General features: G+C 35.0%; 22 protein-coding genes and 1 other annotated feature. Of the genes, 19 read left to right on the top strand and 3 right to left on the bottom strand.

From position 1 onward, the window contains the following. Nucleotide 1: 1 nt before the first annotated feature. Nucleotides 2-475: a tRNA (adenosine(37)-N6)-threonylcarbamoyltransferase complex ATPase subunit type 1 TsaE gene (tsaE, locus tag AC0GLY_RS04655; protein WP_496611028.1), complete on the top strand. Its 474-nt coding sequence runs from the start codon at nt 2-4 to the stop codon at nt 473-475. Further along, entirely contained in the window at nt 468-950 is a 483-nt protein-coding gene (locus AC0GLY_RS04650) for a GNAT family N-acetyltransferase (RefSeq protein WP_496611027.1), read from the top strand. The genes tsaE and AC0GLY_RS04650 overlap by 8 nt, the downstream gene beginning before the upstream one ends. Before the next feature lie 16 nt (nt 951-966). Here the strand turns inward: AC0GLY_RS04650 and AC0GLY_RS04645 are convergent, their stop codons facing one another. Continuing rightward, nucleotides 967-1,500 carry a 3'-5' exonuclease gene (locus AC0GLY_RS04645; RefSeq protein WP_496612251.1) on the bottom strand — a complete coding sequence of 178 codons (534 nt, stop codon included), beginning with the start codon at nt 1,498-1,500 and terminating at the stop codon, nt 967-969. Nucleotides 1,501-1,510: 10 nt separating this feature from the next. Beyond that, complete coding sequence (locus tag AC0GLY_RS04640; protein ID WP_496611026.1) at nt 1,511-2,281, bottom strand: exodeoxyribonuclease III; 771 nt, start codon at nt 2,279-2,281, stop codon at nt 1,511-1,513. A gap of 106 nt (nt 2,282-2,387) precedes the next feature. Here AC0GLY_RS04640 and murB point away from each other — a divergent pair, with 106 nt between their 5' ends. Beyond that, entirely contained in the window at nt 2,388-3,284 is an 897-nt protein-coding gene (gene murB / locus AC0GLY_RS04635; RefSeq protein WP_496611025.1) for a UDP-N-acetylmuramate dehydrogenase, read from the top strand. Nucleotides 3,285-3,301: 17 nt separating this feature from the next. On the opposite strand, the gene AC0GLY_RS04630 is transcribed toward murB, so the two are convergent. Continuing rightward, a complete protein-coding gene (locus AC0GLY_RS04630; protein WP_496611024.1) occupies nt 3,302-3,973 on the bottom strand; it encodes a DUF1361 domain-containing protein in 672 nt (223 codons plus the stop codon). 163 nt (nt 3,974-4,136) lie between these two features. On the opposite strand from AC0GLY_RS04630, the gene cdaA reads away from it, so the two are divergent. From cdaA to aroA, 16 genes are all read left to right on the top strand, one after another. Then, complete coding sequence (gene cdaA / locus AC0GLY_RS04625) at nt 4,137-4,979, top strand: diadenylate cyclase CdaA (protein WP_496611023.1); 843 nt, start codon at nt 4,137-4,139, stop codon at nt 4,977-4,979. Next, on the top strand, nt 4,979-5,686 hold the full coding sequence (locus AC0GLY_RS04620; RefSeq protein WP_496611022.1) for a CdaR family protein: 708 nt from the start codon (nt 4,979-4,981) through the stop codon (nt 5,684-5,686). The genes cdaA and AC0GLY_RS04620 overlap by 1 nt, the downstream gene beginning before the upstream one ends. Nucleotides 5,687-5,709: 23 nt before the next feature. Next, nucleotides 5,710-7,056 carry a phosphoglucosamine mutase gene (gene glmM, locus AC0GLY_RS04615; RefSeq protein ID WP_496611021.1) on the top strand — a complete coding sequence of 449 codons (1,347 nt, stop codon included), beginning with the start codon at nt 5,710-5,712 and terminating at the stop codon, nt 7,054-7,056. Between the two features lie 164 nt (nt 7,057-7,220). Then, on the top strand, nt 7,221-9,035 hold the full coding sequence (gene glmS / locus AC0GLY_RS04610; RefSeq protein ID WP_496611020.1) for a glutamine--fructose-6-phosphate transaminase (isomerizing): 1,815 nt from the start codon (nt 7,221-7,223) through the stop codon (nt 9,033-9,035). Nucleotides 9,036-9,101: 66 nt separating this feature from the next. Next, entirely contained in the window at nt 9,102-9,236 is a 135-nt protein-coding gene (locus AC0GLY_RS04605; RefSeq protein WP_496611019.1) for a hypothetical protein, read from the top strand. Between the two features lie 17 nt (nt 9,237-9,253). Continuing rightward, nucleotides 9,254-9,568 (top strand): hypothetical protein, encoded by a 315-nt coding sequence (locus AC0GLY_RS04600; protein ID WP_496611018.1) that lies wholly within the window; start codon nt 9,254-9,256, stop codon nt 9,566-9,568. Nucleotides 9,569-9,643: 75 nt separating this feature from the next. Then, nucleotides 9,644-10,687, top strand: coding sequence for a lactonase family protein (locus tag AC0GLY_RS04595; protein WP_496611017.1), 1,044 nt, complete (start codon nt 9,644-9,646; stop codon nt 10,685-10,687). A 19-nt stretch (nt 10,688-10,706) separates the two neighbouring features. Next, nucleotides 10,707-10,946 carry a hypothetical protein gene (locus AC0GLY_RS04590; protein ID WP_496611016.1) on the top strand — a complete coding sequence of 80 codons (240 nt, stop codon included), beginning with the start codon at nt 10,707-10,709 and terminating at the stop codon, nt 10,944-10,946. Nucleotides 10,947-10,993: 47 nt separating this feature from the next. Beyond that, nucleotides 10,994-11,189 (top strand) — a binding site (T-box leader). 45 nt (nt 11,190-11,234) lie between these two features. Continuing rightward, nucleotides 11,235-12,629: an asparagine--tRNA ligase gene (gene asnS / locus AC0GLY_RS04585; RefSeq protein ID WP_496611015.1), complete on the top strand. Its 1,395-nt coding sequence runs from the start codon at nt 11,235-11,237 to the stop codon at nt 12,627-12,629. A gap of 97 nt (nt 12,630-12,726) precedes the next feature. Continuing rightward, complete coding sequence (locus tag AC0GLY_RS04580; protein ID WP_496611014.1) at nt 12,727-14,145, top strand: MFS transporter; 1,419 nt, start codon at nt 12,727-12,729, stop codon at nt 14,143-14,145. 76 nt (nt 14,146-14,221) lie between these two features. Next, on the top strand, nt 14,222-14,878 hold the full coding sequence (locus AC0GLY_RS04575; RefSeq protein ID WP_496611013.1) for a class A sortase: 657 nt from the start codon (nt 14,222-14,224) through the stop codon (nt 14,876-14,878). Between the two features lie 353 nt (nt 14,879-15,231). Next, nucleotides 15,232-16,422 (top strand): MFS transporter, encoded by a 1,191-nt coding sequence (locus AC0GLY_RS04570; RefSeq protein ID WP_496611012.1) that lies wholly within the window; start codon nt 15,232-15,234, stop codon nt 16,420-16,422. Continuing rightward, nucleotides 16,419-16,676 carry a chorismate mutase gene (locus AC0GLY_RS04565; RefSeq protein WP_496611011.1) on the top strand — a complete coding sequence of 86 codons (258 nt, stop codon included), beginning with the start codon at nt 16,419-16,421 and terminating at the stop codon, nt 16,674-16,676. The genes AC0GLY_RS04570 and AC0GLY_RS04565 overlap by 4 nt, the downstream gene beginning before the upstream one ends. Next, a complete protein-coding gene (aroC, locus tag AC0GLY_RS04560) occupies nt 16,677-17,837 on the top strand; it encodes a chorismate synthase (protein ID WP_496611010.1) in 1,161 nt (386 codons plus the stop codon). It begins immediately after the preceding gene. A gap of 1 nt (nt 17,838) precedes the next feature. Next, nucleotides 17,839-18,366 (top strand): amino acid biosynthesis protein, encoded by a 528-nt coding sequence (locus AC0GLY_RS04555; protein WP_496611009.1) that lies wholly within the window; start codon nt 17,839-17,841, stop codon nt 18,364-18,366. Then, nucleotides 18,363-19,658: a 3-phosphoshikimate 1-carboxyvinyltransferase gene (aroA, locus tag AC0GLY_RS04550; protein WP_496611008.1), complete on the top strand. Its 1,296-nt coding sequence runs from the start codon at nt 18,363-18,365 to the stop codon at nt 19,656-19,658. The genes AC0GLY_RS04555 and aroA overlap by 4 nt, the downstream gene beginning before the upstream one ends. Nucleotides 19,659-19,663 lie beyond the last annotated feature (5 nt).

The following is a 19,663-nucleotide window of genomic DNA, read 5'->3' as shown; positions in this document are numbered from 1 at the left end:
AATGAAACTAACAGTTACTGAACCCAGCCAAACTCAACGATTAGGGGAAAAACTAGCTGCTCAACTACGTCCGGGTGATGTGTTGCTACTTGATGGTGATTTAGGAGCTGGGAAAACCACTTTTACCAAGGGATTAGCGAAGGGGTTAGGGATAAAAAGAAACATTAAAAGCCCGACCTTTACAATTATTCGTGAGTATCAAGAAGGTCGAATTCCACTTTATCATATGGATGTTTATCGACTTGAAGTTGGTGGAAGTGATGAGCTGGGACTTGATGAGTATTTTAATGGCGATGGAGTTAGTGTGGTTGAATGGTCAAAGTTTGCCGAGAATGAATTACCTGATAACTATTTACGGATTAAGTTTACCCGGCAGGATCAAGTTGATGATCATCATCGGGAGATTGAATTAATGGCTAAGGGCTCACATTTTAATAACATGTTAAAGTCAGGAGTCATGAATTTAAATGAGTAATGAAGTAGAAATAGTGATTCGAGCAGCTGAGCCGAATGATGCTAGTGCGCTCTTAACCTTACTCAAGCAACTTCAAACGGAATCTGATTTTTTTGAGCTAGACGTGGACGTTAATCAAATTAGCGCACAAAGTGAGGCACAACAAATAGAACTGTTGAACGCTTCTGGGACTAATTTGGTTTTACTTGCCACATCTGGGAAACAATTAGTTGGAATTGCTACTGTCCAGCAAATTAGTGACTTAACTGGTGAAGTTGGGGTCGCGGTTTTAGCTGCTTACCAAGAAATAGGTCTAGGCACGATGCTAGTTGATGAATTAATTAATTGGCAGGTTAATTATAGCAAATTGAAATACCTGGTATTGGAAGTCAAAAAGGAAAACTTATCGGCAATTAGGCTTTATCATAAATTAGGTTTTAAAAATCAAACTGAAACTAAACAAACTATTTGGATGAAAAAAGAACCCGAAGATTAAGTCTTCAGGTTCTTTTTTAGATGGTTGTGATAAAGGGACGAATTGCGTCATCCCCAAATTGTTGGTGTTCATGAATCAAAATGTTAGCACAAGCTAAACTATCATCTAATGCATTATGATGATGTTCTAGTTCAATTCCTAAATTAGCACTGACCGTATTTAATTTATGATTTTCAAAATTCGGATAAAATTTACGCGTTGTCTTTACAGTATCTAAAGTTTGATAATGTGGTATTGGTAACCGATATCGTTCAATACTTTTTTTTAAAACACTGTTATCAAAACGATTATTATGAGCGATTACTAAGCGATTTCTTTTAAAAAATGGTTTAATAATTTCCCAAACTTCTGGGAAAGTTGGAGCATCAACAACATCTCGACTATGAATTCCGTGAACTTTGATGTTCCGCCAATTAAAATCAGTTTCTGGATTAATTAAGGAATAAAATTCGTTAACAACTTGGTTATTACGAACTACGGTAACGGCTACTGAACAAGCACTAGCACGTTGACTAGCAGCTGTTTCAAAGTCAATTGCAACAAAGTTCATCATTATTCTCCTATTTTGCGGTTAAATTATTTAAAATTAATTGAAGTGGACAATGGTCAGATCCAGGAACCGTATCCATAATAGTTGTGATTTTCACATCTGAAACTAAATCGTTCGAAATTAAGAAATAGTCTAGGCGCCATCCATGGTTATCCCGACGAGCATGTCCTCGATAACTCCACCATGTATATTTATTGGATTCATTTGGGTGAGTAGCACGATAAATGTCAGTGAAACCACTGTTTAATAATTCAGTCATTTGCTTTCGTTCTGCGTCCGTAAATCCAGCCGCATGATGGTGTTCATCGGGCGCGTAGATATCAATCGGTTCATGGGCAATGTTTAAATCCCCATTAATAATCACGGCTTTTTCACTTTTTAATTGATCAACAAATTTAATCAACTTTTGGTCCCATTCTTCTTTAAAAGTTAGTCGTTGAAGTTTTTCACCAGCAGCAGGTGCATATACATTAACCAAATAAAAGTCAGGGTATTCTAAAGTAATTGTTCTTCCTTCTGGGTCTTGGTCGTTTCCGTCTAGGCCTAACATAACTTGAATTGGTTTATGTTTAGTGAAAACGGCGGTTCCAGAATAACCAGGACGCTCTGCATCATTCCAATATTGGTAATAATCAGCGGGCAGCTCTAGCTTAACTTCACCTGGAGAAACTCGGGTTTCCTGGATACTAAAAAAGTCTGCATTAGCAGCATTAAAAAATTCATAAAAGTTATTTTTTAAAATGGCACGAATGCCATTCACATTCCATGTAATAAAATTCATTATTTAGCCCCCTTAATTAGTTTAGTATATCACTCTTACATAGAAGAATGGTTTTCGGTCTTTCGACGTGATAAAATGATAAAGGTAAGCGAAAGGACAAGAAAAAATGGCAATTGATTTACGCAATAAATTTAAAGAAATTAAAATTTTAAAAAACGAACCTTTATCTAATTATTCATGGACTAAAACAGGTGGGAAAGCGGATTACTTAGCTTTTCCAAAAACATACAAAGAAGCAGAAATGTTATTAAAGTTTACTAAAAATAATCAAATTCCACTGACGGTGTTAGGGAATGCTAGTAACTTAATTGTGCGGGATGGTGGAATCGCCGGATTGACGATGATTTTAACTGATATGAATGATATCCATGTTGATGGTAATTACGTGATTGCTGAAGCTGGAGCAGCATATATTGAGACTACCAAAGTTGCTCAAGCGGCCGGATTGACTGGTATGGAATTTGCAGCTGGGATTCCTGGAAGTATTGGCGGTGGAATTTACATGAATGCAGGTGCTTATGGTGGTGAAACAGAGTACATATTAGCTTCTGCAACAGTTTTAACTTCGGATGGTAATATTATCGAAATGAGTCATGATGATCTTGACTTTGGTTATCGTCATAGTAGCATTCAGGACCAAGGTGGAGTCGTTTTAGCAGCAACATTTAAATTAGAAAAGGGTAATAAGAACCTAATTCAAGCAGAAATGGATCATTTGAACTACCTACGCAAATCTAAGCAACCATTGGAATATCCCTCTTGTGGAAGTGTTTTTAAACGTCCGATTGGACATTTTGCAGGTAAGTTAATCCATGAGGCAGGACTACAAGGGTACCGAGCAGGTGGAGCTGAAGTTTCTACCAAGCATGCTGGATTTATCGTTAATGTTGATCATGCAACAGCGACCGATTATTTAGATGTTATTAAACACGTACAAAAAACGGTCTTTGAAACTTCTGGGATTCATTTGGAAACAGAAGTTAGAATTATAGGACAAGCATAATTAAAGAGGCTGAGAAATTATTTCTCAGCCTCTTTGTTATCAGTATTATTAGTGGCAATAATTGTGTAAATCCAGTAAATCATTAATTGAACAATTGTCATCAAAATTACAAAAATTACCATTTGTCGATTCCACATGGTTAAAAAAAGTTTAATGTAGAATTTGGGATTAGCTAAAAGATAAACGGTATGGACCCTTAAAAAACGGCCGATATATAAACCTACGGAACTTAAAAAAATTAAGAAAGAAGTCATAATAAAATCGGTAAATTGATTTTCTAAGTGTAAACGCTTGTTAATGGCCTTTGCAACATTAATCATGCCAGCAAATCCAATAAATGCACAAGTAAGTGCGCTAATTAAGAGGCTGGTATATAGGAACCAAATGTGTCCATCTAGTTTTAGCAGACCATCTAAACCACTGGGATGTAGCCAAGATAAGTGAAGGAGATCTGTCAAAATATAAGGGGCATTGGGATAAAACATTAACCAAATTAATGTAAGAACCCAAAATACGATAATATTTTGATGTGGTCTATCTCCAATGTGAAAACTTACTTCAATTGGAATGTAACCTAAGAACGTATTTAACAGTAAAAATCCAAAAATTGAATCTTTAATAAATAACTTAATAAAAACTAGCCAAATTAGGAAAAATAACCTAATTTGCCAAATCTTACTTTTTGTCATAAAAATCACCTCATTTTTATCATACCTAAATTAAACCGCAAATAGCATTAAAAAACTATTAATTTGTATGCTTTTATTTTTAATCAGGTCAAATGCATGGTATAAGAGAATTAGCCAGAGTGTTATAATAAGGAAGAATATTTTCAGGGAGGACTGCCGACTGATGGGAATCGATTGGGGTAACATTTTAACATTGCATAATTTAAGTAATATTTTAGATATTCTAGTTGTCTGGGTATTGATTTATGAATTAATTATGCTCTTACGCGGGACACGTTCAATTCAATTATTGCGCGGAATTATTATTTTAATCTTAGCTAAAATAATTAGTTTGTACTTAGGTTTAACCATGACTTCATGGATTCTTGATCAAGTGATTAATTGGGGTGTAATTGGAATAATTGTCATTTTCCAACCCGAGATTCGACGCGCCTTAGAAAAGTTGGGACGTCGTTCGATTTTTAAACAATCACAACAAGAAAACGCTAAAGCCGAAAAACTAATTAAGGCTTTGGATGGTGCCATTCAATATATGTCAAAACGCCGGATTGGGGCATTGATGTGTATTCAAATGAAAACAGGTTTGGAAGAATATATTGAAACTGGAATTGCACTTGATGCAGATGTTTCTAGTCAATTACTAATCAATATTTTTATTCCTAATACTCCGCTACATGATGGGGCAGTTATCATTAAAGATTTCCGAGTTGCTTCAGCTGCCTCATATTTACCATTATCACAAAGTAATTTAATTCCTAAAGAATTGGGAACGCGTCATCGAGCAGCTGTGGGAATTTCTGAAGTTACGGATGCTATTACAATTGTAATATCAGAAGAAACTGGTGAAGTATCAATTACCAGAAATAATGAACTGCTTCGTGGGATGACTCAAAGTGATTATTTGAAATATTTGCGCAGTCAGTTAATTGTTAAGGATAAAAATCATCAAACCTTTTTTAATGAGGTTGCTGAGTTTTTCAACAAACGGTTTGGAGGGCATAAATAATGAAAAAATTTTTTGAAAGCAAAACTTTTTGTTTAATTATTTCATTAGTATTTGCTCTCTCCTTATTTTTTATGGTTCATGATTATAAGTTAGGCCAAATTAATTCCAGTACTCAAAATGATAATCAACAGTTAACTTCTAATGAAAAGCGTGAAGTTGAAGTACCGCTCCAGTTAAACGTTAATTCAGATAAATACTTTGTTATTGGTTATCCAAATAAAGTTAAAGTAGCCCTTTCAGGACCTGCCGCATTGGTTACAACGACCGCTAATACCCAAAATTTTAAGATTTTAGCTGATTTAAGTGATTTAGGTCCGGGGAAACATACGGTTAAATTACAACAATCAGGATTAAATTCAGAATTAAAATCAGATATTAAGCCCAAAAACATTACGGTCAATGTACAAGAACGAGAAACGGATGCTTATCCAGTTGAGGTGGATTACCGTAATAAAAACATTGCGGCGGGTTATAAGGTAAATAAGGTTTCGAAGGATATTGATAAAGTTGAGATTACGGGCCCTAAAGATGAAATGAAAAAAATTAAACGGGTAGTTGCTAAGGTAAAACTAAGTGATGATACAAATAAAGATGTTAAGCAGACAACTGTAATTGATGCACTTGATGAACATGGTCGAACTATCAATGTTGTAATCTCACCATCAACGACTACAGTAAAACTTCATATTGGAAAGAATGACAATTAGAATAAAAGAGAAATGGAGAAATTATGAAATATTTTGGAACTGATGGAATTCGTGGAATTGCTAATCAAGAATTAACTCCTGAGTTGGCTTTTCGAGCTGGACGTGCTGGAGGATATGCTTTAACTAAACGTAGTTCTGAATCACATCACCCACGGGTGTTAGTTTCTCGAGATACTCGAATTTCTGGTCAAATGTTAGAAGATGCATTAGTTGCGGGGCTTTTATCAGTTGGAATTGAAGTAATTCGTCTAGGAATTGTAACTACGCCAGGAGTAGCTTATTTGGTTCGTGATCAAAATGCTGATGCTGGAGTTATGATTACAGCATCTCATAATCCTGCTGAGTATAACGGAATCAAGTTCTTCGGAGGTGACGGATATAAATTATCTGATGAAATCGAAGAAGATATTGAAGCTATGCTTGAAAATGACGTTGATGATTTGCCCCGGCCATCTGCTAAAGGTTTAGGAACTGCAACTGATTATAATGAGGCCGGACAAAAGTATCTCCATTTTTTGGCACAAAGTATTCCTGATAAGTTAGATGGAATTAAGGTCTCAGTTGATGCAGCTAATGGAGCAACTAGTTCTTTGATGCCACGCTTATATGCTGATTTAGGTCTCGACTTTAAAACGATGGCAACTAATCCAAATGGAATTAACATTAATGATCATGTTGGTTCGACTCATCCAGAAGAATTACAAAAAATGGTTTTGGAAAATGAATCTCAATTAGGAATTGCTTTTGATGGAGATGGTGATCGATGTATTGCCGTTGATGAGAAAGGAAGAATAGTTGATGGTGACAAAATTATGTATATTTGTGGTAAATACATGGGCGAACATGGTCGTTTAAAACATGATACGATTGTTACTACCGTAATGAGTAATTTAGGAATGTACAAAGCCATGGAAGCTCATGGAATGAAGAGTGTCAAAACTAAAGTCGGTGATCGTTATGTGGTTGAAGAAATGAACAAAAATGGTTACAACTTAGGTGGTGAACAATCTGGCCACATTGTTTTTCTTGATTTTGGAACTACTGGTGATGGGATGTTAACTAGTATTCAACTAATGTCAATTATGAAAGAAACTGGGAAAAAGCTTTCAGAACTAGCTGATGAAGTTACTAAGTATCCGCAAAGTTTAGTTAATGTGACAGTTAAAGATAAAAAGCATGCGATGGATCCTCAACCAGTTCAAGAAATTATTAAAAAGGTTGAAAGTGAAATGAATGGTGATGGACGCATTTTAGTTAGACCGAGCGGTACGGAACCATTGTTACGGGTTATGGTTGAAGCACCTACTGAAAAAGAAAGTAATGAATATGCCCAACGAATTGCTAAGGTCGTTGCAGAAAATAATCAATAAAGATTTGAAAAACAGCTGAAAAGCTGTTTTTTTATTAATTAGGCATAGACCAATTGTGATAAAATGATTGACACAAGTTCGCTAAAACACTATGATATTACTTGTTAGATAAATAAAAAATAAACGGTATACATCTATACCAATTTAAAAAAGAGGAATTTAATATGTGTGGAGTAGTTGGAGTTGCAGGAAATGATAATGCAACTGAGATTTTAGTGCATGGATTAGAAAAGTTACAATATCGTGGTTATGATTCTGCTGGAATCTTTGTTGATAGTGATCATGGATCAGATTTTTTAGTTAAAACAACTGGAAGTATTGTTGATTTACGTAAAAAAATTGGACCAGAAGTTAAAGGAACTTCAGGAATTGGACATACTCGCTGGGCAACTCATGGCGGGGTAAGTATTGAAAATGCGCATCCCCAATTTTCTGATGATGAACGCTTCTTTTTAGTTCATAACGGTGTGATTGAAAACTTTCAACAACTTAAGGATGAATACCTTCAAGGAGTTAAATTTCACAGTCAAACTGATACAGAAGTAATTGTTCAATTAATTGATAAATTTTCTAAGGAAGGTATGACTACGCGTGATGCTTTCAATAAGACCATTTCATTATTGAAAAATTCGTCTTATGCTTTTATTTTAATGGACAAAACGGAACCAAATACGCTATATGTGGCTAAAAATAAAAGTCCTTTGTTAATTGGTTTGGGTGATGATTGTAATGTGGTTTGCTCCGATTCAATTGCAATGTTAGATGTTACTCACACTTTCATGGAAATTCAAGATGGTGACGTAGTAATTGTAAAACCTGACAGCGTAGTGGTTACTGATGCTGATAATAACGTAGTTGAACGAGAAAAATTTGAGGTTGATGTTGACCCAAGTGATTCTGAAAAGGGTGTTTACCCATATTACATGCTTAAGGAAATTGACGAACAACCTAATGTAATGCGGAAACTTTCTAAAGAATATTTGGACGAAAATGGGACTCCAGTAATTGATGAAAAGTTATTGGACACAATTCAAAATTCAGATCGAATTTACATTGTAGGGGCTGGAACCAGTTATCATGCTGGTTTAGTTGGTAAAATGCAATTAGAAGCCTTAACTGGTATTCCTACTGAAGTTCACGTTGCTTCTGAATTTGCTTACGAAAAACCAATCTTTTCTAAGAAACCATTTTTTATTTTCTTATCCCAAAGTGGGGAAACTGCTGATAGTCGACAAGTTTTAGTAAATGTTAACAAGGCTAATTATCCTAGTTTAACAATCACAAACGTAGCTAATTCAACTCTTTCACGAGAATCAGATTTTACTTTATTACTGAATGCTGGTCCAGAAATTTCAGTGGCCTCAACTAAAGCTTATACTGCTCAAATTGCATTAGAAGCTATTTTAGCTAAAGCAGTTGGTGAATATCTTGGTAACCAAAGAGCACAGGATTTTGATTTGAAAGCTCAATTAAGTCTAGTTGCGCAAGGCATGCAGACTATTGTAGATGAAAAAGATAAAATTGACGAAATTTCGCAGGACTACTTTGTCAATGCTAATCAAGCATTCTATATTGGGCGCGGAATTGATTATACAGTTTCATTAGAAGCAGCACTCAAATTGAAAGAAATTTCATATGTTCATGCTGAAGGATTTGCTTCTGGTGAATTAAAACACGGAACGATTGCTCTAATTGAAGAGGGAACACCCGTTATTGGAATTATTACTCAAGGTTTTACAGCTGGATTAACTCGAAGTAACTTAATGGAAACTGCTGCGCGTGGGGCTAAGACGTTAACAATTGTTAGAAAGAGCCTTGCTCAAGACAATGATACATTTGTAATTCCAGACGTTGATGAACTATTGACTCCATTGCTTAGTGTCATCCCGGCTCAATTACTAGCTTATTACACTAGTTTAAACAAGGGATTAAATGTTGATTTACCACGAAATCTTGCCAAGAGTGTTACAGTAGAATAAAACTATGTTTTGCAAGGGGAATTGTGGAAACAATTCTTTTTTTGTATCAAAATTGAGGTGAATAAAATGAAATTTACAAAACGAAACAAACAAAAAAAACATGATCGTAAGGAAGAAACTTGGAATAAATTTAAAGAGCAACAAAACAAACTAAATGCCAATCGAAAAGGTGTTAAATCAGTCACAAAAACACATTTGTAAACTTAGCGGGGATTTAAATGGCCAAAAAAAGTAATGAAACTTTAACTTTAATTGAGGAAATTACACGACTAGATAATAGTAAGTATTTAGAAATCAGTAACATGGTTCAAAATGGGAGAGCAGAATTAGCTGCTGAACGTGGATACATTAAACAAGTTCGAATTTTACAGATTAACATTCCACATTCCGTTCATGTGATTAATTATGAAAACTACATTAATGAAAACTTTGAAATGCCAACGGAATCCATGACGGAATTTAATGAATGGAAAAAAACGCCCGCCATGGATCAAGAAGTTGCCGCTATTTTACGAGAAAATCATATTGGGTAATTTATGAAATCGGTTTCTTTACCGAGTTGATAGAGTATGGGATAATGTAGAAAAAGAGTTGGAGGAGTAGCAACGATGATTGAAAAATTTTTAGTTGGTACGTATACAAAACATCAAAGTCAGGGAATCTATCAAATTGAATTAGATACTGATAAAAAAGAATTGCAAAATGCCGAACTAGTTGCAAAAGCTGGATCACCCACTTACGTAGCTGAATCAGATGCCCATAAAGTTTATGCAATTGATAAAGAACTTAAAAATGACCAAACAATGGGGGGATTATTAGTTTTTGACAGTGCTAAAATTCCCTTTCAAGAAATTCAAGATGTTACGGAAGCGGGCAGTAGTCCAGCTTATGTGACTATTGACGAACTTCATCAAAACGTTTACACAGCAAATTACCATACGGGCAATGTTACCGTGTTTAAAATTAATACTGATGGAACCTTAACTGAAACAGATCGAATTCATGATATTGGGGAAGTTGGTCCTCGTCCTGAACAAGCAAGTGGCCCTCATCCTCATTATGCAGATTTGACCTACGACAATCGTATTGCTGTTTGTGATCTTGGACTAGATAAAGTTTATCTTTATGATTTATCAGAACAAGGAAAACTTTACTTAGTTAGTGAAACCACGATGGCACCCGGGTTTGGACCTCGGCATATTCAATTTGTTGAAAAAACAGGTAAAGCTTATTTAGTTGGTGAACTTTCCAGTCAATTAGCTGTACTTGATTATAATGAAGAAACCGGAACGTTGGCTGTGCAACAAATCGTTTCCACGATTCCTGCTGCATGGACCTCACATAATGGAGCCGCTGCAATTCGGATTTCTAATGATAATCGATTTGTCTATGTTTCCAATCGGGGCAATGATAGTTTAGCGGTTTTTGAAATTTTAGAAGATGGAAACGTAGACTTAATTCAATTAATTTCCATTGAAGGTGAATTTCCCCGTGATTTTACGTTTAATAGTGATCAAAGCTTTATAGTTGCAGTTAATCAAAATACTAATAATGCTACTTTGTATCAAAGAAATCTTGACACGGGAAAACTCACAATGCTTCAAAAGGACTTTGCGGTTCCAGAAGGAACTTGTGTAATGCTTAGAAAATAAATTAAAGGAGGGCTTTATCATGGCTGAAAATAATGTAGAAATTGCAATTCAAGGAAAATTAGATAAGATTTTTGCTGACTATCCTTTAACTCCTCGGTTGGAAATGTTAAAAATTGAATTTAAGCGGTCATTGATGCAAGATGCTACTGTAAAAGTAACTGATGGAACGGAACCAGTTGATGCAGTTCGGGAAGCTTTTCAAGACTTTGGTGATTTGCGCCATCAAATTAATGAAGTGCTGTTTAGTTCCGATAAATAATTGCAAAATTAGGTTTGATATTGTATATTTTAAGTAAGCAAAGTATGGCAAACAGTGGAAGAGTAACTTAGATTATTCTATTTAGCGAGTTAGGGATAGTGAGAGCTTAACTAGACATGTAAGTGAAGAACATTCAATGTTATTTTGGTTGAAAAACCAACGGTTGCAACTCGTTATTGTTGTTTAAAGTTGGTTTATTAAATTAAACAATTTGGGTGGTACCGCGAAGATTTCGTCCCTTATAGACGGAGTCTTTTTGTTTTGTCAAAAATTAAAGGAGAGATTAACATGAAAGATGTTTTAGTAAAAGATTTGTATACCAAGTCACGTGATTTTGGTGATGAATCAATTACAATTTCTGGTTGGATTCGGACTACACGTTCATCAAAGAAAATTGCATTTATCGAATTGAACGATGGTTCTTATATTAAGAATATTCAAATAATTGCTAAACGAAATGATTTAGATAATTACGAGGATGTGACTAAGTTACCAATTAGTTCAACTTTAAAAATTACTGGTAAATTAGTGGAAACACCGGATGCCCAACAACCATTTGAGTTACATGCTGAAGCAGTTGTAATTGAAGGAGTTTCAGACCCAGATTTTCCACTTCAAAAGAAGGCACATTCATTAGAATACCTACGAACAATTGCACATTTACGCCCCCGTACTAACACTTTTTATTCAGTTTTCAAAATTCGCTCTTTAGCAGCTTTTGCAATTCATGAATATTTACAAAAAAATGGTTTTGTTTATGTTAATACTCCAATTATTACTAGCAGTGATACAGAAGGTGCCGGAGAAATGTTCCGTGTGACTACGTTAGATGACAAAGACACTCCTAAAACAGATGCTGGGAAAAATGATTATAGTAAAGATTTCTTTGGTGAAGAAACTAATTTAACTGTTAGTGGACAACTTCAAGTTGAACCATTTGCTTTAGCTTTTCGAGATGTTTATACTTTTGGGCCTACTTTTAGAGCCGAAGATTCTCATACGAAACGACATGCTGCTGAGTTTTGGATGATTGAACCAGAAATGGCTTTTGCTGAACTTCCTGATGTTTTAGATCGTTCAGAAGGACTTTTAAAGTATGTAGTTCAATATTTATTAGACAATGCTGCTGCTGATTTACAATTCTTAAATGATAATGTTGATCATGATTTATTAGCTTTATTACACAAAACTGTTGATGAAGATTTTGCGCGCATTACTTATACTGAAGCAATTGATTTATTAGAAAAAGCTGATGTTGAATTTAAGTTCCCAGTCAAATGGGGAATTGATTTTAACTCCGAACATGAACAATACTTAGCTGAAAAAGTCTTTGAAAAGCCAGTTTTTGTAACGGATTATCCACGTGATTTTAAAGCATTTTATATGCGTGATAATGAAGATGGTAAAACCGTTGCAGCTGTTGACTTGTTAGTTCCCCGAATTGGTGAATTAATTGGAGGAAGCCAACGGGAAGAACGAGAAGATGTCTTAGAAGCTAAGATGAAAGAATTTGGATTACCACGTGAAGAATATGAATGGTATTTAGATCTCCGTAAATATGGTGGAACAAAACACTCTGGTTTTGGAATTGGGTTTGAAAGGCTTTTAATGTATGTTACTGGGATGGATAACATCCGTGATGTGATTCCTTATCCACGAGTTCAAGGAAGTATTAATTTCTAAAATTATTAAGGAACGCTAATTGCGTTCTTTTTTTATAGCTAAAAATATAGTATAATGTAGTCTGTAATAATTATAATATGATATGATTTTGAAAGGGATGCAACTTATGAAAACAAAATTCACGATGAGTCCCTTAACTCGTTTTTTATTCATTGCAACGATGTTAATTGGGACATTTACGATGTCCATTAGTCAATCATCATTATCAACTGCTTATCCTACTTTAATGAATTACTTTGGTGTTTCAGCAGATACGATTCAATGGTTGACAACTGGTTTTATGATTGTTATGTGTATTACGATGCCAATCAGTCCCTGGCTATTAAATAATATGAGTTTTAAACGCTTGTTTGCCTTAGTATTGATATTATTTGATCTTGGGACTTTGATTATTTACTTTGGAAATAGTTTTCCAATTGTAATGTTAGGTCGAGTAATGGAAGCTGCAGCTGTTGGAATTCTTTTTCCTTCTTATCAAACAGTTTTGCTAGAAATCACTCCGGAAAAGAAGCGAGGAACCATTATGGGAGTTGCTGGTTTAGTAATGGGATCAGCCCTTGCTTGTGGGCCTATTATTTCTGGAATTGTGTTGAACTATACGTCTTGGAGAGGGCTATTTGTTTTCTTTATGTTAATCATTACTTTGATTTTGGTTCTTTCATTTTTCGTTATGAAAGATGTCATGGCTAGAAAAGAAACTAAGTTGGATTGGTTGTCCATTTTTTATACTCTAGGATTAGTTGGCTTATTGTACTTCATTTCTGAAATTGGACGTGGTAATGTCAATTTCACAGAATTAGGAATGATATTAATTGTGTCATTAATTATGCTTAGTTTGTTTGTCCACCGCCAACTTACGATTAAGAATCCATTGTTAGATTTATGGGTAATGAAGAGTTTTAATTATGATTTATCAGTCCTTTTAACTGGCTTTTCTTACATCTCATTAATTGTGGTAACAATTATTTTCCCACTTTATTATCAACAAGTGCTTCATGTTTCACCATTCATTTCTGGAATGGCATTGGTTCCTGGAGCTGCTTTACTTAGTTTCTTAAACCCCTTAACAGGTACTTTGGCTGATAAGTTTGGGTTTAAGTCAACCATGATTTTTGGCATGTGTATGATTGTTACAGGTTGGGGGATGTTAACTATTTTTCAACTAACTAGTATTTGGGGAATGATTTTAATTGCCATGTTAATCGAAGGTGGAAACGCTTTTGTTATGATGCCAGCGGTTACTTTAGGTGCCAATTCGCTTCCAAATGATTTAATTTCTCATGGAACCGCCGTAATTACAACTATTCGACAAGTTCTTGGATCAACGGGAGTTACTGTGGCAACTTTAATCTTGGTAAACTTTACTAAGATGGACAGACAATCAGGTAAGTCTCTTAGTCAAGCTAATCAATTTGGATTTCATGCTGTTTATGTAACCTTTTTTTCAGTTGCTTTAATTGGATTAGTCATTGCTATGATGATTCGGAATACGCAAAAAAACAATCAAAGTGCCTAAATTGTGATATGATAAATTAAATAGCTTAGAACAGGCCATGCTTAGATGGTCTGTTTTCTTTGAGGGGAATTTAAAAATGTCAATTAAAAAAAAGCACCATCGAATTAAGAAAATCCTTACCTATTTAGTTTTAATAATTTTGTTATTGATTGGATTAGGGTTAACCTTTAACTCCCAAATTGAAAGCTTTTGGTTAGGTATGCGATCGGAACAAAAAGTAAATAAATTAACAAAGTCGGAAGTAAAAAAAGGTGAAGCAAAGTCAGGTAATTATGATTATAAAGCGGTTTCGGAGGTTTCTGCAAAGTCGATTATGGAAAGCGAAAAGGCTAGTCATGAAAATGCAATTGGAAAAATTAAGTATCCGGCCGTTGGAATTAATCTTCCTATTTATAAAGGATTAAATTCTGAGACATTGTTCTTAGGAGCTGGAACTATGAAACCTAATCAAAAAATGGGAAAGGGAAATTATGCGTTAGCTAGTCATCATATGGATGATCCCAAGCGTTTATTTTCACCACTAACAAAAGCAAAAAAGGGCCAGCTAATTGAGCTTTCCGATTTAAGCAAGACTTATAAATACAAAGTTACTATTGTTAAAGAAGTTAATGAAAAAGATGTTGGAGTGGTAAATGATGTACCTGGTAAAAAGCAAGTTACTTTAATTACTTGTACTAAACCAGTTCCTGGAATTACCGAACGAATTGTCGTTACTGGGGAGTTAATTAAATAAATTTTCTATTTTTCATAAAAATGTTGACACTTAAATGGGATTTATGGTTAAATTAATACAAATTAAAGGAAGGAAACGATTAATCATGAAAAATGAATTTCGAACGACCCACACTTTATATATTACCTATGCTTGGTTTATGTAGCCATTCGCGTTTAATTTAGATGCGGATGGTAGTCATCCGTATCTAAGTTTGGGTTGTTTAACTTGCTCGACTGGATACTGAATTAATGTCTCGTCGAGCAGGATAATGGATTTTTCTATTTTCAGATTAAAATTTCTTTTACGAATTTTAAAAACTCGCTAGACAATTAATTGTTTAGCGAGTTTTTTTATTAAAAGGAGTAAATATCATGGAAACAAAAAGTAAATTAAAGTTGAATAATTTAAGACTATCAATTGGTTTATATTTAAACTACTTTGTTCATGGATTTGCCTTAATTATTTTGGCTCAAAATATGACTAACTTAGCTCATAGTTGGGTAACAACGATTGCAATGGTTTCTTATGTTATGTCAGGGGTAGGAATTGGTCGATTAATTGCTTATCCGATCTCTGGATTATTAACGGATCGGTTTGGGCGAAAAACTTTTGTTTACCTAGGAATGTTAGCTTATTTAATCTTTGCATTAGGGATGGCGGTTACCAATCAAGTTTGGTTAGCCTATATTTTTGCCATTTTTGCTGGAGTTGCAAATTCATTATTGGATGCGGGAACTTATCCGACTCTTGTTGAAATGAACGACGGTCAAGGACAAGGAACTGTATTATTAAAAGCCTTTATGTCTGCCGGTGAATTCATTTTGCCAATGTTAGTTGCTTTTTTAGGAGATCATCAGCTTTGGTATGGTTGGTCATTTATGATGATGGCGGTCTTATTAATGATTAATGGGTTAATTTTAGTACCCGTTAAGTTTCCTTTGCCAAATCAAACTAGTGGATCCCGTCAGCAGCTTTCAACTGGAAAATATTCATTAAGAAAATTTGTGATGACAGGAGCCTTATTAGGGTATGGATATACTTCAATGGCATTGATGATTCTTTTTACTCAATGGATTACATTATATGCACAAAAAGTTTTATATATGACTGAAATTATGTCTCATTTTCTCTTGTCATTATATAGTATTGGATCAATTATGGGAGTTATTGCTTTATTTTTCTTACTCAAGTTAAAATTATCTGAAAATAAGTTAATGTTGGGGTTAAACTTCTTAGCAGTAGCAGCTTTACTTACAATTTTAGTAACTAACCATGCTTTTTTAATTGAACTTGCCTGCGTAGTTTTTGGATTTTCAGCTGCGGGTGGAGTGATGCAAACTGGTTTAACCGTATTTATGAAACTTTATCCAACTCATCGGGGTGCAATTACTGGGAGTTTTTATTTTTTTGGCAGTTTAGCATCCTTTACAATTCCAATTATCACAGGATGGTTGTCGAAAAGTAGTATTTTCAATGCATTTAGATTTGACTTTGTAATTGGAATTTTGGGATTAGTCTTAGTAATGATTATGGTGTTTTGTAGTAGGAGGAAAGGCGTATGAGTTTAACTAACGAACGTGATAAAATTGATAAAATTAATCAGCAGTTGGTTGACCTATTACTAAAACGATTCAAGACTGCAGATGAAATTAGCAGATTGAAACAAGCTGAAGGATTACCAATTTTAAATCCGCAACGAGAAGAAGAAGTTTTAACAAAGATAAAAGAGGTAACTAATAATTCAGCATATGCTGAATACATTAAAAATATTTTTATTACTATTATGGATGAAACGAAAAAATCGGAGGAAAAATAAATGAATTATATTACTGCTGGAGAATCACATGGACCACAATTAACTGGAATTTTGTCAGGAATTCCCGCCGGATTACACTTAGATGTTGCGGAAATAAATGCTGCTTTAAGTGCCCGTCAAGGAGGATATGGTCGGGGAAATCGGCAAAAAATTGAACACGATGAGATTCAAATCGTTGGAGGAGTTCGTCACTCAGTTACTTTAGGTAGTCCGATTGCTTTAGTAGTTAAAAATCGTGATCATGCTCATTGGGATAGTATTATGAATCCTACTGATGAAGCGAATGACAAAAATACATTACGGAAAGTAGAACGGCCACGTCCGGGTCATGCTGATTTAGTTGGTGGAATGAAATACCGCCATCGTGATTTAAGAAACGTCTTAGAACGTTCATCAGCTCGTGAAACGGCCATGCGGGTTGCAATTGGTAATATTTGTAAACAATTACTTCGTGAATTAGGCGTAAATATTGTGGGCTATGTCCAACAAATTGGAAAGATTGAGAGTACAGGAACTCCAACTAATGTAGTTAAAATCCAAGCAGCAATTGAAAAAAATGATTTACGAATGTTAGACAATAAGGAAGTTAATGAAATTCATGCCTTAATTGATGAAACTAAGAAAAACGGTGATACTTTGGGTGGAATTATTCGCGTAGTCGCCGAGAATATGCCTGCTGGAATTGGGAGTTACGTGAACTGGGATACTAAGTTAGATGCTAAATTAGCTGCCGCAGTGGTTGGGGTAAATGCGATGAAGGGTGTTAGTATTGGTGATGGATTTAAAGTTGCTACACAATTTGGAAGTGAAGTTATGGATCCAATTGCTCATGATGATGACGGCTGGAATCGGATGAGTGATAATCTTGGTGGTTTTGAAGGTGGGATGACAAACGGGATGCCAATCATTGTTAAAGCAGCGATGAAACCAATTCCAACCCTTTACCATCCACTACAAACTGCTGATATTAATACTAAAGAAGTTAAAAAAGCAAATGTAGAAAGATCAGATACGACCGCGATTGTTCCAGCTTCATTAGTGATTGAATCAGTTGTAGCCATTGAACTTGCTAAAGCTATGACGGATACTTTTGACGATAATAGTCTTGAACGGATGAAAGAACAAGTTCAAAATTATCGTGAAGAATTGAAAAAATTCTAAAATGATTTTGCATACGTTAGGTCCTAAGGAAACTGATAGTAATATGGCGGCGATATGGTATGCAAAACGTCATTCGGAAATTAAAATTCAATTGCATGACAATTTTTTAGAAGTGTTAAATCATTTAACTGATTTTCAAGGTGATATGGTTTTAATTCCAATGGCTTATCAAGATGCTGAAGGCAATAGTTTAGGTGACTATCACTATCGCTTGTTAAGACAGATGCAGTTAGTTGATGTTTTTTTGACTAAGCTTGATCCGATTGTGGTCTTGGAAAATCAAGGACCATCGCATAAACTGTATACGCACCCGGCCACTATGGAAATTGCAAAGCAATACCAAAATAATTATGAAATTGAGCTAACAGATAGTAAATATGCTGCGTACCAAAATTATCAAAAGGATGGCAAGCTAGTGATTACAAATCAAAAGAACATTCAAGTTTTAGCCCCAAATGAAAAAATTATAAAAACCATTCATAATAAAATGGGTTGGTGCATTTACCAAATTGGAGGAATTAATTCATGAGAAAGTTAAATTCTGCTCCTAAATCAGGACTACATGGAACGATTGTTGTTCCAGGGGATAAAAGTATTTCCCACCGAGCAATTATGTTGGGTTCAATTAGTGAAGGCGATACTACAATTACCCATTTTTTAGAAGGGGAAGATTGTTTGAGCACGCTTCAAGCTTTTCGCGACTTAGGTGTTGAAATTGATAAAACCGATGATCAGGTTGTGGTTCACGGAAATGGGATTAAAGCGTTGCATGCAGCTAATCATGCTCTTAATATGGGAAACTCTGGGACAACTACTCGTTTAATGATGGGACTATTAGCAGGGTTACCGTTTGACTCAAAATTAATTGGAGATTCTTCCTTAAGTAAACGTCCGATGAAAAGGGTTAGTGAACCTTTAAAGACATTCGGAGTGAACGTTGAAACCAATGATGGGAAATTGCCAGCTATGGTTAGAGGTGGTTCAGTTCATGCGGCTGAATATCAACTATCAGTAGCCAGTGCGCAAGTTAAGAGTGCATTAATTTTAGCAAGTTTGTTTGCCAATCAACCATCTACCATTGTGGAAAAATTACCAACTCGAAATCACACCGAAATTATGTTGCGTCAATTTGGGGCCAATGTAAAAACCGCTAGTGATAGTTTAACCATTACGGTGCAGCCACATCCACATTTAACTGGACAAACCATTTATGTTCCCGGAGATATTTCATCAGCCGCGTTTTTTATGGTGGCAGCAACCATTATTCCAGGATCAGATGTTGTTTTACAAAAGGTTAATTTGAATCCAACTCGAACAGGAATTTTAAAAGTATTAGAAAAAATGAACGCAAATATTACAGTGACTGAATTACCCAGTTCTGGAGAACCGATTGGCGATATTCGAGTAAAAGGCAGCCAATTACGACCAATTACTTTAACGGATGCTGACATTCCGGCTTTAGTAGATGAAATTCCATTAGTTGCTTTATTAGCAGCTTGTGCGGATGGAATTAGCGAAATCAGTGGTGCCGAAGAACTACGAGTTAAAGAAACGGATCGGATTGTTGCTATTACCAATGAATTACGTAAACTAGGCGTGACGGTTACTGAAAAACCAGACGGCATGATAATTACTGGTCAGCCAGCTTGGAACATTAAAAACCATCATTTAGATAGCTATGGTGATCATCGAATTGGTATGATGGCAACAGTCGCCGCATTAAGAACTGATGAAGATCTTTATTTACAAAATCCAGAAAGCATTAATATTTCTTATCCCCATTTTTTTGAAGACTTGGCAAAAATTAATCAGGAAGTGTGATTATA

The sequence above is a fragment of the Fructilactobacillus sp. YLN 2507 genome (assembly GCF_059614085.1).
The sequence above is the reverse complement of the archived record's forward strand: the minus strand, read 5'-3'. Positions and strand labels throughout refer to the sequence as shown.